The 15,588-nt window shown below is 65.5% G+C and carries 13 protein-coding genes; 9 read left to right on the top strand and 4 right to left on the bottom strand.

Annotated elements, in window-relative coordinates; translation table 11 throughout:
- The first annotated feature begins 152 nt into the window (after positions 1–152).
- The 6 genes from AB0L58_RS10520 to AB0L58_RS10495 all read left to right on the top strand — a co-directional run bounded on the left by AB0L58_RS10520 (position 153) and on the right by AB0L58_RS10495 (position 8,344).
- Positions 153–800, top strand: coding sequence for a TetR/AcrR family transcriptional regulator (locus AB0L58_RS10520; RefSeq protein WP_364384288.1), 648 nt, complete (start codon positions 153–155; stop codon positions 798–800).
- 251 nt (positions 801–1,051) lie between these two features.
- Positions 1,052–4,663 (top strand): transcription-repair coupling factor, encoded by a 3,612-nt coding sequence (gene mfd / locus AB0L58_RS10515; RefSeq protein WP_364384285.1) that lies wholly within the window; start codon positions 1,052–1,054, stop codon positions 4,661–4,663.
- Positions 4,664–4,833: 170 nt separating this feature from the next.
- On the top strand, positions 4,834–5,466 hold the full coding sequence (locus AB0L58_RS10510) for a MazG family protein (protein WP_364384599.1): 633 nt from the start codon (positions 4,834–4,836) through the stop codon (positions 5,464–5,466).
- 91 nt (positions 5,467–5,557) lie between these two features.
- Positions 5,558–6,109, top strand: a complete 552-nt coding sequence (locus AB0L58_RS10505; protein WP_364384282.1) for a Uma2 family endonuclease — start codon at positions 5,558–5,560, stop codon at positions 6,107–6,109.
- Between the two features lie 39 nt (positions 6,110–6,148).
- The gene (locus tag AB0L58_RS10500; protein ID WP_364384279.1) at positions 6,149–7,231 is read left to right on the top strand and encodes a glycerol dehydrogenase; all 1,083 of its coding nucleotides are present in this window, start codon (positions 6,149–6,151) and stop codon (positions 7,229–7,231) included.
- A 162-nt stretch (positions 7,232–7,393) separates the two neighbouring features.
- Positions 7,394–8,344: a phosphodiesterase gene (locus AB0L58_RS10495; RefSeq protein ID WP_364384276.1), complete on the top strand. Its 951-nt coding sequence runs from the start codon at positions 7,394–7,396 to the stop codon at positions 8,342–8,344.
- On the opposite strand, the gene AB0L58_RS10490 is transcribed toward AB0L58_RS10495, so the two are convergent.
- Positions 8,295–9,716: a stealth family protein gene (locus AB0L58_RS10490; RefSeq protein ID WP_364384597.1), complete on the bottom strand. Its 1,422-nt coding sequence runs from the start codon at positions 9,714–9,716 to the stop codon at positions 8,295–8,297. The two genes, AB0L58_RS10495 and AB0L58_RS10490, sit on opposite strands and share 50 nt — an antisense overlap.
- Positions 9,717–10,243: 527 nt before the next feature.
- Here AB0L58_RS10490 and AB0L58_RS10485 point away from each other — a divergent pair.
- The 3 genes from AB0L58_RS10485 (at position 10,244) to AB0L58_RS10475 (ending at position 11,961) form a co-directional block, all read left to right on the top strand.
- Positions 10,244–10,702, top strand: a complete 459-nt coding sequence (locus tag AB0L58_RS10485; protein ID WP_364384273.1) for a flavodoxin domain-containing protein — start codon at positions 10,244–10,246, stop codon at positions 10,700–10,702.
- 121 nt (positions 10,703–10,823) lie between these two features.
- A complete protein-coding gene (locus AB0L58_RS10480) occupies positions 10,824–11,309 on the top strand; it encodes a hypothetical protein (RefSeq protein WP_364384270.1) in 486 nt (161 codons plus the stop codon).
- A 76-nt stretch (positions 11,310–11,385) separates the two neighbouring features.
- The gene (locus AB0L58_RS10475) at positions 11,386–11,961 is read left to right on the top strand and encodes a TerD family protein (protein ID WP_364384267.1); all 576 of its coding nucleotides are present in this window, start codon (positions 11,386–11,388) and stop codon (positions 11,959–11,961) included.
- Here AB0L58_RS10475 and AB0L58_RS10470 read toward each other — a convergent pair.
- The 3 genes from AB0L58_RS10470 to AB0L58_RS10460 all read right to left on the bottom strand — a co-directional run bounded on the left by AB0L58_RS10470 (position 11,943) and on the right by AB0L58_RS10460 (position 15,555).
- Positions 11,943–12,860, bottom strand: a complete 918-nt coding sequence (locus tag AB0L58_RS10470) for a putative PEP-binding protein (RefSeq protein ID WP_364384264.1) — start codon at positions 12,858–12,860, stop codon at positions 11,943–11,945. The two genes, AB0L58_RS10475 and AB0L58_RS10470, sit on opposite strands and share 19 nt — an antisense overlap.
- A gap of 66 nt (positions 12,861–12,926) precedes the next feature.
- Complete coding sequence (locus AB0L58_RS10465) at positions 12,927–14,333, bottom strand: MATE family efflux transporter (protein WP_364384261.1); 1,407 nt, start codon at positions 14,331–14,333, stop codon at positions 12,927–12,929.
- 190 nt (positions 14,334–14,523) lie between these two features.
- Complete coding sequence (locus AB0L58_RS10460; protein ID WP_364384258.1) at positions 14,524–15,555, bottom strand: cysteine synthase family protein; 1,032 nt, start codon at positions 15,553–15,555, stop codon at positions 14,524–14,526.
- Positions 15,556–15,588: the final 33 nt, after the last annotated feature.

Raw genomic sequence — 15,588 nt, 5'->3', positions numbered from 1 at the left:
GTGCCCGTCCGAATGCTCGAATTCGCTGGCGGGCGCTCACCTGGTGGTACGGTTCACCCATCCTCAGGGTGCTGTTCGAGCGGTAAGTCGGTCTACTTCGGGATGTCGGTCTACTTCAGGATGGCTGGTTTTAAGGATGACAGGCGGATCTGATGGCTAGGCAAGCGCGCGCGGAGATCACCCGCGATTCGGTCCTGGCGGGCGCTGCCGATGTCTTTCTGCGCTTGGGGTATGCGAATGCGAGCCTGAGCGAGATCATCGCGCAGTCGAACGTGACCAAGGGCGCCTTGTACTTTCACTTCGGTTCGAAGGAAGAGTTGGCGCGCGCCGTGGTCGACCAGGGCAATGAGCGCCTGGTCAGTTCGTGTCAGGGATTCTTCGATCCGAGAGTGCCCGCGCTCGAGGCATGTATCGGGATCACTTATGTCGTCGCGGACCTATCCATGAACGATCCGATGGTCGGCGCGATGCTCAAGCTGACTCATCAGATCGGCGACTACCGCGGCGCCCAGGGCGACAATATCGCCAAGACCTGGGGTGATACCTACCGCGTACTAGCCGAGCGGGCCATCGCCCAGGGCGACCTCGAGGCCGATCTGGACGCCGAGGTGATCGGCTTGCTACTGCAGGAAATGACCGCTGGTGTGCACATCACGGCGGTCGGCACCGATTCGATCGATCAGATGGCGACGCGAATGGAACGCGCCTGGTACTTCCTCTTGCCGTCGATCGTTCCACCGGAGAAGCTCTCCTACTTCCGCGAATTCGCCGCCCGCCGCCTACGCCGCTACGTGCCGTAGGTCGGTCCACACCCTGCATGTCGGCAACAGTGTCACCGTGCATTGGTAGGTTGTCTGTTGCCGACTGATTTCGTGAGCACATGGGTAACTCGTCGGGTACGCCCAGAACTCGACCATCCGCTTCACCGCCGGCCCGGGACGACAGTGACGTGGCACCTACGACCGGCATGAGGCTCGGGGAGGCGGGGGAGCGGCGGTGATTAGACTCGGTTTCCGTCTTGAAAACCCCGCCTGAGCTCAGGAGTGTGTTGATGTCCACCCACCGTCCACCCCTTGCCGGACTGGCCGCGGTGGCCGGGGCCGATTCGGCCATGCGTACCGTCGCCGACCTGGTCGGGAAGTCGCCGGTCGAGCTGGTCGGGCCGTCGGCGGTGCGGCCGTTCGTCGCGGCGACGATCGCGACTCAGCGGCCGCTGGTGGTGGTGACGGCGACCGGGCGGGAAGCCGATGATCTGACGGTCGAGCTCGAGGAAATCCTCGGCGCGGCGGTCGCGCAGTTCCCGTCGTGGGAGACGCTGCCGCATGAGCGGCTGTCGCCGGGTGCCGACACCGTTGGCCGCAGGCTCGAGGTGCTGCGCCGGCTGGCGCATCCGGAGGATCCGGTATTCCCGGAACCGTTGCGGGTCGTGGTGACGACCGTTCGCTCCCTGATGCAGCCGATGGCCGCGAGCCTCGGTGATATCGAACCGATCGTGCTGCGCGTCGGTGCCGAATTCGATTTCGACGAATTGCTGTTGCGTCTGATCGAATTCGCCTACACCCGCGTCGATATGGTCGGCAAGCGCGGTGAGTTCGCGGTGCGCGGCGGCATCCTCGATCTGTTCCCGCCGACCGCGGATCATCCGGTGCGCGTGGAGTTCTGGGGCGACGAGGTGACCGAGCTGCGGCCCTTCGCGGTCGCCGACCAACGCTCGCTGACCGAGGTGACGGTGGATGTGGTCGTCGCGCCGCCGTGTCGAGAACTATTGCTCACCCGCGCCGTTCGTGAGCGCGCCGCCGAGGTCGCGGTGGCCAATGCCGCCGATGCCGCGCTGGTCGAGATGTTGGAGAAACTGGCCGAGGGCATTCCGGTCGAGGGTATGGAGGCCCTGCTGCCGGTGCTGCAGCCCGGCGAATTGCGGCTGCTCACCGAGGTTCTGCCGGACGGGACCCAGCTGCTGCTGTGTGATCCGGAGAAGATCCGCACGCGCGCGGCCGATTTGGTGCGCACCGGTGAGGAGTTCCTGGAGGCATCGTGGACCGCGGCCTCGTTCGGCGGTGCGGCGCCGCTCGGTGGGCACGGGCTCGATCTGGCCGCCTCCGGTTACCGGGCGCTGCCCGAAATCCATGACAGCGCAAACGCACTCGGTCTGCCCTGGTGGACGCTGAGCCCGCTGACCTCCGGTGATCCCGCCGAGGTGGTGCTGCCGGTGCTGGCCGGTCCGGCCGCGCGCGGTTCCGACGAGCTGGTGGCGACGATCTTCGCGTCATTGCGCGCGCATGTGCTGACCGGTGGTCGCGCGGTCGTGGTGGTCGCGGGTCACGGTACGGCGCATCGCATTCTGGAACGGCTCTCGGATGCCGACGTGCCCGCGGCGCTCTTGACCGTCGGCGCCGAGCCGACGCCCGGACTGGTCGGTGTGCTGTGCGGTTCGCTGCACGACGGATTGGTCTTCGACGACGCCGGTCTGGTTGTCGTCGCCGAATCCGACCTCACCGGTAATCGGGTCACCGCGCCCGCGGAGGGTAAGCGGCTACCGGCCAAGCGCCGCAACCAAGTCGATCCGCTGGCGCTGAACGCCGGCGATATGGTGGTGCACGATCAGCACGGCATCGGCCGGTTCGTGGAGATGATCGAGCGCACCGTCGGCGGGGCGCGGCGGGAATACCTGGTCATCGAATATGCGCCCGGGAAGCGCGGTCAACCCGGTGACCGGCTGTTCGTGCCGATGGAATCACTGGATCAGCTCTCGCGCTATGTCGGTGGCGAGATGCCGAGTCTGTCCAAACTCGGCGGGTCCGACTGGGCGAATACGAAACGCAAGGCGCGCAAGGCGGTACGCGAGATCGCCGGTGAGCTGGTGCAGCTGTATGCGGCGCGGCAGGCCGCGCCCGGACATGCGTTCGGTCCGGACAGCCCCTGGCAGAAGGAGATGGAGGACGCGTTCGCGTTCACCGAAACCGTCGACCAGATGACCGCCATCGCCGAAGTGAAGTCCGATATGGAGAAGGCGGTCCCGATGGACCGCGTCGTCTGTGGTGACGTCGGCTATGGCAAGACCGAGATCGCCGTACGCGCCGCGTTCAAGGCGGTGCAGGACGGTAAGCAGGTCGTCGTGCTGGTGCCGACAACGCTGCTGGCGCAACAGCATCTGCAGACCTTCACCGAACGCGTCTCCGGATTCCCGGTCACGGTGAAGGGTCTGTCCCGTTTCACCGATCCGGGCGAATCCCGTGCCGTGCTGGAGGGGATGGCCGACGGAGCCGTCGATATCGTGGTCGGTACGCACCGGCTGCTGCAGACCGGTGTGCGGTGGAAGGATCTCGGCCTGGTCGTCGTGGACGAGGAACAGCGTTTCGGTGTCGAGCACAAGGAGCACATCAAGGCTCTGCGCACCCACGTCGATGTGCTGACGATGTCCGCAACGCCGATTCCGCGCACCTTGGAGATGAGTCTGGCGGGCATTCGGGAGATGTCGACCATCCTGACGCCGCCGGAGGAGCGGCATCCGGTGCTCACCTATGTCGGCGGGTACAACGACAAGCAGGTCACCGCGGCCATTCGGCGGGAACTGCTGCGGGACGGCCAGGTCTTCTACGTGCACAACCGGGTCTCGTCGATCGATAAGGCCGCCAAGCGTATTCGTGATCTGGTGCCCGAGGCGCGGGTGGTGGTCGCGCACGGTCAGATGAACGAGGACATGCTCGAGAAGACCGTGCAGGGATTCTGGGAGCGCGAATTCGATGTGCTGGTCTGCACCACCATCATCGAAACCGGACTCGATATCTCCAATGCGAATACGTTGATCGTGGAACGCGCCGACGCCCTCGGTCTTTCGCAGCTGCACCAGTTGCGTGGGCGCGTCGGCCGCAGTCGTGAGCGCGGGTACGCCTACTTCCTCTACCCACCGGAGAAGCCGCTCACCGAGACCGCCTACGACCGGCTCGCCACCATTTCGCAGAATTCGGATCTCGGCGCGGGCATGGCGGTGGCCATGAAGGATCTCGAAATCCGCGGTGCCGGAAATGTGCTGGGTGCCGAGCAGTCCGGACATGTGGCCGGAGTCGGCTTCGACCTGTACGTGCGGCTGGTCGGTGAGGCGGTGGAGGCGTATCGGGCCGCCGCCGACGGTAAGCCGATTACCACCGAGGAGATCAAGGAGGTGCGCATCGACCTTCCGGTGGATGCGCACATCCCGCCCGACTACATCACCAGCGATCGGCTCCGGTTGGAGGCCTATCGCAAACTTGCTGCGGCGCAAGATGATTCGTCGGTGGAGTCCGTCGTCGAGGAGCTTGTCGACCGGTACGGACCGCTGCCCGTCGAGGTCGGCAGGCTGGTGTCGGTGGCGAAACTGCGCCTGCTGGCGCGCGAATACGATGTCACCGAAATCGCGGTCACCGGAACCACATTGAAGGTTTCACCGATGAGTCTGCCCGATTCCAAGCAGATGCGCTTGAAGCGCCTGTATCCGAGCGCGGGCTATCGCGCGGCAAGCGGTGTTGTGCAATTGCCGCTGCCCCGGGTGCAGGACAGTGTCGGTGCGGACCGGGTGCGCGACCTCGTCCTCTTGCAATTCGTCGCCGATCTGCTGCTGCAGTTGGACGGCAAGCCGAAGGGTTTCGTCGAGCTGCGCGTCGCCACCGAGGTAGCGGCTCGATGAACTCCAATCGCGAGGAAGCCGTCCTGCGGGCCGCCCGTCATGCCGCCGCCGCGGGACCGGCGAACGGCACCGGTCACCGCGAGTCCGAGCCGGTTATCGGTGCCGCCTCGGAGTCCGAACGCACCGATGCCGCGGTGGTGGCGGCCGGTCTGGCCGGAGCGGTCGACGTGATGGACCGGCTGTGGAAGTTCGGCGGCTGGGAAGTAACCCAAACCCACGACTCGCTGCGTCCCTATCTGCTCGAGGAAACCTACGAACTCCTCGACGCCATCCAGCACAACGACGCCGAAACCATCAAGGAAGAACTCGGCGACCTCTTGCTGCAGGTGCTGTTCCACTCTCGAATCGCCCAGGCGGCAGGCGAATTCACGGTCGACGATGTCGCCGCCGCACTGGTCGCCAAACTCGTCAACCGCAGCCCCCACCTCGCCGACGAGCCCATCGATCCGTCGGCCACCGTCGCGGAAAAGATCGCCGCCCAGGAAAAGGCCTGGGAGGAACGCAAATCCGCCGAAAAGTCCCGCCGCTCCTGCCTCGACGGCATAGCCATGGCCCAGCCCGCCCTCGCCCTTGCCGAAAAGATCCGCTCCCGCAGCCTCAAGGCGGGCCTCCCTGAAGACCTGATCCCGGACACCCTCCGCACCGTCGACCTGGGCGGCGAAGACAGCGCCGAAGAACGTCTTCGCAAAGCCACGCTGTCCTTCGGATCACAAATACGCGCCACCGAAGACAACGCCGAAGCCGCCCGCGGCGAGCGCACCCCACTATCGCCCGCCGACTGGCGTAAGTACTGGGCTCAGTAGCAACGCGACAGCGCACGAGCTGTCGTACCAGCCGACTATCCTGTGGGAGCAGGGGTTTGTGACCGGGTCGAGACGAAGGGTGGTGGGTGTCGTGGCGCAGCCGATCGCGTATGGCGACGTTGACCACGAGGCGGCCCTGAAGTACGCGGTGCAGCTCATCGACCATCGATGGGCTCAGGTCATCGAGGGGCGGATCGTACTGGTGTCACCGATGTGGGATCACGAGAAGGTGGTTTCCAAGATTCGCCGTCAGCTCGACGCGCGGGTCGACGAGCTGGACTGCTTGATGGGTTCCGGAAACCTGGACCTACCCGGGTCGCCGAATTGGTACATGCCAGATTTGGCTGTGATCCCGGCCGATCTCGCCGAAGGCGCGGGTGCGCTGCTGCCCGACCAGACGTTGCTGGTGGTGGAGGTGACCTCGGATTCGAATGCGGAGACCGACCGTGTCATCAAATGTAAGCGTTATGCCCAGTATGGTGCGCCGCTGTGCCTGCTGGTCGATCGACAGCGTCAGGAGTGCATTCTGTTCGCTGATCCGCATGACCTCGGTTACGCGGTCGTCGACGGTCCGCACCCCTTCGGAGCGCCGGTAAAACTGCCGTCACCGTTCGGATTGACCTTGGATACCTCCGGCTTCTGACGGGCCGACAAACTGATCGGGAGGCGTCAGGTGTTAGGCGTGTTTTCTTCGCCGGGGCATTATGTGCAGGGGCGGAATGCGACTGCGGCGCTCGGGGCGGAGATGACGCGGTTGGGTATCGGGGGGCCGGTGTTGATTGTGGCGGGGGCCAGTGCCTATCGGTTGTTGGCGCAGACGTGGCAGGAGTCGCTGACCGAGGCGAAGATCGAGTATTCGGTGCATCGGTCCGGGGGTGAATGCAGTCGGGCCGAGATCACGCGGGTGACTGCGGCTGTACAGGAGAGTGGGAGCACGGTGGTGTTGGGGGCCGGTGGGGGCAAGGTGATCGATACGGCGCGGGCCGTGGCCGATGATCTGGAGCTGCCGATGATCAGTTGCCCCACGACCGCGTCCAGTGATGCGCCGTGCAGCGCGTTGTCGGTGATCTACACCGATGCCGGGGAATTCGAGGCCTATCAGCTGGTTCGGCGGAATCCGGCATTGGTGCTCGTCGATACCTCCGCTGTCGCGCAGGCTCCGGCGCGACTGCTCATCGCGGGGATGGGTGACGCGCTCGCGACCTGGTTCGAGGCGCGGACCTGCAGTGCCGCGCGGGTCCGGAATATGCGCGGCGGCGCCTCCACCCGCAGCGCCACCGCATTGGCCGAACTCTGCTACCACACCTTGCTGGCCGACGGAACCCATGCCCTCGCCGCGGTCCGCAATCACACGGTCACCCCGGCCCTGGAACGCATCGTCGAGGCCAACACCCTGCTCTCCGGCCTCGGCTTCGAATCCTCCGGCCTCGCCGCCGCGCACGCCATCCACAACGGCCTGACCGCCGCTGTGCAAACCCACCCGTACCTGCACGGTGAAAAGGTCGCCTTCGGTGTTCTCACCCAGTTGGTGCTGGAAGGCGCCCCCACCGAAGAGATTTCCACCGTCCTCGAGTTCTGCACGTCGGTCGGCCTGCCGACCACCTTCGCCGCACTCGGCCTGGCCGAGGCCGACAATCGAACCTTGACCGCCATCGCCGACCGGGCCACCGCTCCCGGCGAGACCATCCACAACGAACCCTTCACCGTCGATACTCCGCTCGTTCTCGACGCCCTCCGCACCGCCGACGCTCTCGGCGCCAGCTGAGGTAAGTCGTCCCTGACCGGGCGCAATGACACCGAACTCTCACCTACCCGCAAGCATGTCGTCACCGTGCGGCGGGAAGTCTGTCAATAGGTCTTCGCTATCCTGGCGATGGAACCCGAAGCCAATGGCGGGCAAATCCGCCGGGGAAGGACGTTCGGTTCGGTGCCCATCAGCAGAGTCGCGGAGCATCCGCGACCGAATCATGTGCTGTTCCATTTCAGCGATACCCATTTGATCGCCGGCGACGGCAAACTGTACGGCGACGTGGACGCGGATCAGCGTCTTCGACAGCTGCTCGACCAGGCCGCGGCCAGCGGCATCCGCCCGACCGCGCTCGTTTTCACCGGTGACCTCACCGATATGGGCGAGCCGGACGCATACGAGAAGCTGCGCGCCATCGTGGAGCCGTTCGCCCGCCAACTGTGTGCGCCGATCGTATGGGTCACCGGTAATCACGACGATCGCGGCGAACTGCGCCGGGCCCTGCTCGGCGAGCGCCCGTCGACGAAGCCGCTGGATCGGGTGCACATGATCGACGGCCTGCGCATCATCGCCCTGGACACCAGCGTCCCCGGCCACCACTACGGCGAAATCCGTGACGATCAGCTGGCCTGGCTGCGATCGGTGCTCGCCGAACCCGCCCCGTTCGGCACGATTCTGGCGATGCACCACCCGCCGGTGCCGTGCGTGCTCGATCTCGCGGTCACCGTCGAACTGCGTGATCAGCGCAGGCTGGCCGATGTGCTCGACGGCAGCGATGTACGCGCGATTCTGGCTGGGCACCTACACTTTTCGACCAGCGCCACGTTCGCGGGCATCCCGGTCTCGGTCGCCTCGGCGACCTGCTACAGCCAGGATCTGGCCGTCGCCGAGGGCGGCCTACGCGGCCGCGACGGCGCGCAGGCCTTCAACTACGTGCACATCTATCCGGACACCATCGTCCACTCGGTGGTCCCGATCGATCGCGGTCCGACCGTCGGCGTCCCGGCCACCCCGGAAGCGGCGGCACGCAAGCTGGCCGAGGAGGGCATCGTGATCCCGCCCGCCGCGCGCATCCCGCGGGTCATGCGGCGCCAGGCGCAGACTCCGGAAGATGACGAGGCCGTGCACTGACCCGTTCCCATGGCGCGCGGTCCGGGAAGTACGCGGAGAGGAATTCGGATACCGCGTGCACCCGGTCGGCCTCCGCGACCTCGGGGAAACTGCCGTCGTTGAGGCAGAAGAAATCGACATCGCGATGTCGGGCGAGTCCGTCGAGCAGTGCGAGCCCACGTCGACTGGTGGTGTCGACATAGCGCATCCGCGCCACCTCCTGCGGCACGGCCCGCCCGGTGAGCATCGCGTAGTAGTGGTACAGCGAGTTCGTCACCGAAATATCGGTGGCCGCACGGAATCTGCTCGCCCTCGTCCGCGCGAAGTCGGTCGCGAATTCCTGCTCCATCTCGAGTAATACGCTGCGCCGCAGCGGAACCGGGGTGTGTTCCAGATGCCGGGTGATGATATGTCCGAATCGTCCGGCCAGCAGCTCCCGGTTCACCCGCGCCGCATTTTCGAAACCGCTGCGCCGCTCGTTATTTCGGCCCGGTCCGATTCGGGTGCCCGCTTCGATGAACCGGCTCACCCCGGCCGAGGTGAAGAACATCGACGGCCGCACCGGCCGGGCGAAGAACATATCGTCGTTCGAGTACAGGAAATGCTCGCTGAGCCCATCGATATGCTGCAGTTGGCATTCCACCGCATGGGAATTGAAGGTGGGCAGCTCGCTGGTATCGCTGAAGTGATCGATCGCGCGCACCACCGTCACCCGCGGATGCTCGTCGAGCCATTCCGGCACCGCGGAATCGGTCGCGATGAAGATCCGGCGGATCCATGGCGCGTTCTTGTATACCGAGCGCAGTGCGTACTTCAGTTCGTCGATCTGGCGGATCCGGGCGTCCGCGTCATCGCCCTCACCGACCACCACCTGGGCCAGCATTCCCGCACGGCGGGCCCGGAATTCGGGATCGGCGCCATCGACCCAGGAGAACACCAGATCGATGTCGAAGCCGACATCGGTCGGGTACGGCGCGAACATATCCGTCAGCGTCGGCCAATTGCGATCGAACAGGCGCACTTCCGTACGCTCGACATCGGCGAGGTCGAAGACATTGCGGGTGAGGGCATTCGGACGCGGACATTCGACGGTATCGCCGTGGTACTCCCACAGCTCCAGGTCCACGTAGTGCGCCGGATCGGCATCGCGACTCAACCGGAAGACATTGTGCCGCACCTCGGCACAGCCGAATCCCGCGGCGACGGCGGTGGCCGTCACCCGACGCACCATTGCCCGGTGCGCGGTATCCGTGGCCAGTGCCAGCCGATGTTCGCCATCGCGTATCAGCAGGAACGGCACCTCCGCGGCCGCCAGTTCGCCGCGCAGATAGCCCAGGTCGTCCAGCATCGCGGGGGAGACGACGAGATTGCCCGCCGTCGGCCACGCCACCATATCGACCGCGCCGGAATTCCTTGCCCCCATATCAACCATGTGTCTGCTCCCCACGTCCGTGTGTGTGCCGAAATGTCCCGTGGTGCCGCGCTACCACCCGGGCGCCGCCGCGCCCGACGTCGATGGACGTCGTCTGCGGTTACCGTGCCCGGCGCGGCCGAATTCAGAAATTCGGGACGATGCCGTAGTGCAGGAACGAAGTGATCAGCCGGGTCTCAGACGATCGGTACACCATGTCGTTCTCACCTCACTCACGGCCGGACGCCAACGCGTCTTCTTGGGGTAGTGCTGTCGGTGCGGGCAAGGCGCGGCGGCCGAGCGGTACCGAGAGCAGCACGCGGGCCGGACAGACATCGGCCGGCGAATGGAGAAGCCCTGATGAACAGGGTGCTAACAGCAATGATGCATCGACTGTGCCGACCCGTCAATCCGGACGAGCGAGGGGTGTCCCGGACAGGTGGCTCGCCGTCGTGTCCCATTGAAATTAGGGTAGCCTTGCCTGATAATCTCGAGGAAGGAGCGCGGAAGTGCGGGTAGTCATTCTGTTCGGTTCGGAGATGGGGACGGCCGAGGCCGCCGCGGAGTGCGCGGCTGATGAGCTGGCCGCGCACGACGTCTCGGTCCACGACATGACCGACTTCGATATCGACGATCTGGACACCGGCGACTTACACATCATCGTCTGCTCGACCTACGGCGATGGTGAACTACCGACCGGCGCCGAATTCTTCTTCGACGCACTAGCGGCCCGCAAACCGGATCTCACCGGGCTGACCTTCGCGGTCTTCGGGCTCGGCGATTCGGTCTACGGCGATACCTTCAACCGCGGCGGGGAGATCGCCGCCGAACTGCTCACGGCCCGCGGCGCCACCCAGATCGGCGAGCACGGACGCCATGACGCGTCAACGGAGATCCGTGTCGGGGATATGGTCCGCGACTGGACCAGGGCGCTGCCCATCACCGGAGACGCCGTATTGGTGTCCTGAGAGGTGCCTGTGAGCACTTCGGACAAAGGTCGCAGCGCCAGCGAACAAGGCGCACAGCACCTTAGACTTGCAGGCAACGTGGCACAGCCCGCCGCGTTGCAGCGATCAAGAGGTGACGAACATGGCAGCCGGAGTGAGCCCCGTGCAACGTCAAGACCACGCGACTTCCGATCATCCCGAACTGGACGTGCTGCCGGAATGGCCGCAGGAGACGATCGCAGTGCTGGTCACCACCGATCCAGCGCCGCATGCGATTCCGGTGTCCTGGCCGGTGCGCGCCGGTGACCGGCGGATTCTGCTCAGCCTGAAATTCGATCGTGGTTCGCTGGCCCGCTTGCGCGAACGGCCCGACGTCGCACTGCTGATTCTCGGCGGTGGCAATGTCGCGCTGTGCGCACGCGGGCAGGCGCGGGTTGTCGCCGAGGAAATGCCCGGCGCGACAGACTATGTCGCGGTGCAGATCGATGTCGAGGTCATCGATGACCACCGGCAGTCGGCCTTCGCCGTGGCGCACGGAATCGAACGCACCGTACTCGACGCGAGCGAATTGCATGCGCTCGAAGGACGCGTGCAGACATTGCGTGCCTGGGCCGATATCCAGAACTGAACCGGCACAACCCTGTCCGGTACAGAGTAATAATCGCGATGAAAGGCGGCGCGAACGCGTCGGATGGAAGGGGATCATGAGCGTCACATTGGCCAAAGGCGGAAATGTCTCGCTGTCGAAGCAGGCCGCCAACCTCACCAAGGTAGCGGTGGGGCTCGGTTGGGATGTGCGAACTACCACCGGGGCCGACTACGACCTCGATGCGAGCGCGCTCGCCACCGGGTCGAATCAGCGCGTGCTGTCCGATCAGCACTTCGTGTTCTACAACAATCTGCGCTCGCCCGAGGGCACGATCGAACATACCGGTGACAATCTCACCGGTGAGGGCGAAGGCGATGACGAGGTGATCAATGTCGATCTGGCGGCGACGCCGCCGACGATCACCAATATCTTCTTCCCGGTCTCCATTCACGATGCCGATGCGCGCGGACAGTCGTTCGGCCAGATCCGCAACGCCTATATCCGCGTGGTCGACGCGACCACGGGCGCCGAGCTGGCCCGGTATGACCTCACCGAGGATGCGTCCACCGAGACCGCCATGGTGTTCGGGGAGTTGTACCGGTACGGCAACGAGTGGAAGTTCCGTGCCATCGGTCAGGGGTATGCGTCCGGGCTCGCGGGCATCGCCCGCGATTACGGCGTCAACGTCTGATGGGCGTGCGGGTGGTCGGGATCGGAACCGGCCGCCCGCTCCGCCTCGAATACCGCGATCGCCGCGCGGGTCTTGCGCTTGATCGCTTGCAGCACATCGAGATCCGGCAGGTCCGCGAACTGCTCACCCAGTACTTCGGGCAGATCGGAGTAGTGCAGCACGCATTCGTCGACGCCGAGGTTCGCGCAGGCCGCGAGCAGGTCCGGATGCAGATAGCCCGCGACCGCGGTGCGCACTCCGGCGGCGGCGGCGACCATGGTGACGCGTTCGATTGCGCGCAGCAGCGGCGGAACGGGGCGGACCGGCCGCAGGGTGGCGCGGGCTTGGCCGAGCAGCAGCGAGGACAGATCATTGCAGCCGATCACCACTCGTGACACTCCGGTGGTCACGACCCGGTCGACCTCGAGCAGCAGCGACGGAATCTCGATCATGGTGGCGACCGGGCAGTCGCCGATCACGGCCCGGGTTTGCTCGATCGCCCACTGCAATTCGTCGACATAGGTGACGAAGGGAAAAAGCACGCCGATATCGGCGCCCTCGTCGCGCACCTGCGCAATACCCTCGAGTTCCGCGATGAATGCGCCGGGATAGCGGCGCGCGCGGCGAATGCCGCGTAGTCCGAGCAGTTTATGCGGCTCGTCGATGATCTCTTCGACGCCGTCGAGGGTATTGCATTCGGCGGTATCGGCCTCCATGGTGCGATACCAGATCGTCGTTCCGCTCGCCCGCTTCGCAATATGCCGCAGATATGGCACGAGATATCCCGAAACCGATTCAGGTGTCGGATATTTCCCGGCCGCGCGGAACACGTACTCACCGCGCACCATCCCGACCCCATCGAAGTGGTCGAGCAGTTCAGCGGAGATCCGCTCACAACTCAATGCCAGGCTCTGCCGCATTCCCGGCACGCTATCAGGTTGCTGCACAACACTTTCCGCCGCCCAGTCGGTCCGTATTCTACGAGGTCAGGATGGGGTGGGTAGGGATTGTGGGATGGCATGGGGGTGGGCGGAGGCGGCGGTGTCGAGCAGCGCGAAGTATCGGCGCAGCATCAGCGCGGCGGTACTGGCCAGGCCCGCGGTGAGGCCCCACCAGACGCCGGCGGCGCCGAGGCCGAGCGGAAAGGCCAGCAGCAGGGCGGTGGGTAGGCCGACGACCCAGTAACCGACCAGGGACAGGCGGAAGCCCGCCTTGGTCTCCTTCAGACCGCGCAGCAGACCGGTGCCGATGTTCTGTGCGGCATCGAAGAATTGGAGCACGATGCCGATGAGCAGCAGCGAGCGGGCCAGCCCGATCGTCGCGGTATCGCCAGGTTCGAGGAAGGGGCTCAGCACAAGCTTCGGAGCGGCGATATAGACCACGCCGGTGACCGCGGCGACGATGCCCGCGTGCTGCAGCGCCAGCCAGGCCAGTGCACGGGCATGGCCGTATTCGTCGCGCGCGATGGCATGGCTGACCAGGATGGACGCGCCGTGGGACAGGCCGATCGCGACCTGGAAGACGATATAGATGATCTGGTAGACCACATTGTGCGCGGCCAGTGCGGCCGGTCCGATGCTGCCCATCACCAGCGCGAGCACGGAGAACATGCCCGCCTCCGAACCGTAGGTGAGCGCGATCGGCGCACCGAGCTTCAGTTCGGCCCGGATGGTCGGCATGTGCAGCGGCCACGGACGTAGCGGCAGGGTGGCGCCGAGTTCCGCGTCGGCGCGCACCATCGCGAAGAAGACGCCGAAGGTGATCAGGAAGACCAGTGAGGTCGCGACGCCGATGCCGGTCAGTCCGAGTGCGGGCAATCCGACCCAACCGTGCATGAAGGTAAGGGCAAGTACCAGATTCAGCGCCACCGAGCCGAGTGTGACCAGCAGCAGCGCCTGCGGACGCTGCATACCGACCGTGTACTGCCGCAGCACTTGGAACCACAGGCAGGGCAGCAGTCCCGGCGCGAGCGCGAGCATCAGCGGCCGCGCGTCGGCGAGTACGCCCGCGTCCTGGCCGAGCCATCGCAGCGCCCAGCCGAGTCCGATCAGAACTGCGCCGCCGATGATTCCGGCGAAGGTGGCGATCAGGAAACTCGACCGGACGATATCGCGGACCTCGCCATCCGCCGATTCGCCACGCTTGTCCGCCGCACTCACCGAGGAAGCGATCTGATTTCCGGTCCCGGTGATCAGCCCGACGCACATGGTGCGAATCTGGTTGAACAGCACCATCGCCAGCCCGCCCGCGGCGACCTCGCGCACGCCGAGTGTGCCCATCAGCGCGATATTGGTGGTGGACACCGCGATCTGCGCGAGTTGGGTGAGCGCGATCGGTGCGGCCAGTGCGGTGAGCTGTCGCCCATCGGCACGGAAGGTGGCCAGATTCACCATCGCACCTCCACCGGTCGAATCCCGAAACCGATCGCCACTGGTCCCATCCCAACTCGTCGCTGAGCCCGCACATTCAGGTTGGACAGATTGAGGTTAGGTAAACCTAACAAGGTGATCATTTCAGGCGCACGGGGTGTTGCGCAAGCGTCCCGCTGTGCATCGAAAGCTCCGAGCCCGGCGCGCGGATCCCTCATCGGGCATCCACGAGTTGATCGCGTCGCGTGGGGGCGTAGCGGTCGAGCATGGCGTGTACGTCGCGTTCGGTGGCGGCGTCGAGGAGATCGCGTTCGCGCATCCACTCGTCGTCGAAAACGGTGTCGAGATACTTTTCCCCGCCGTCGCAGACGATGGTGACCACGGTCGAGCCGGGCGGGAACTCCTCGAGGCGGGTCAGTGCGGCGTGCACCGAGCCGCCCGCGGAGCCGCCGATCATCAGGCCGAGTTCGGCCGCGACCGCGCGGGCGGTGGCGAAGGCCGCGATATCGGAGACCTTGACGCCCTCATCGAGCAGCGAATAGTCCACGGCGGTGCCGATGGTGGCGCCGGGCGGGGTGCCGGTGCCGGACTGCCAGTACGGACCGCCCTGGCCGCCGAAGGCGATCGAACCAACGGGCTCCACACCGATCACCCGTGGCGTGCAGCCGAGTTGGCGCAGCCGGGTCGCGGTGCCGAACAGCGAACCGCCGGTGCCCACCGCGGAGAGCAGGATATCGACGCGCTCCACGTCCTCCAGCAATTCTTCGGCGACCGCGTAGTACCCGACCGCGTTCGCGTCGTTGTTGTGCTGTTCGGTGAAGTACGCGTCCGACAACCCGGCCGCCATCGCCTCGGCCAGATCTTCCCGCGCCGAGGTGGCCAGATTGTCGTCGCCGTCATCGGCGACGAATACCAATTCCGCACCCATTGCTCGCATCGCGCGCAATTTGTCCTTACATGCGTGGTGATCGACCACGGCGGTGAAGCGATATCCACGTTCGGCGGCTACTACCGCGAGGCCGAGCCCGGTATTCCCGGATGTCGACTCGATAATATGCCCGCCATCGCTCAGCAAACCGCGACGCTCGGCATCGTCGACCATCGCGCGCGCCATCCTGATCTTGGCCGCACCCGTCGGATTGAACTGCTCGAGTTTGAGCAGCAGCCGGGTACCGGTCGCGGTGGCCGCCAGTTCGAATAGCGGGGTGCGACCGATCAGATCCGTCACGCGCGTGACGAGCGGCATGGAGGTCTCCTCGTTCGGGCCGTAAGGGTATTG

This window comes from Nocardia sp. NPDC052112, from assembly GCF_040680135.1.
Taxonomy (GTDB): domain Bacteria; phylum Actinomycetota; class Actinomycetes; order Mycobacteriales; family Mycobacteriaceae; genus Nocardia.
This window is presented reverse-complemented; position numbering and strand designations above follow the sequence as displayed.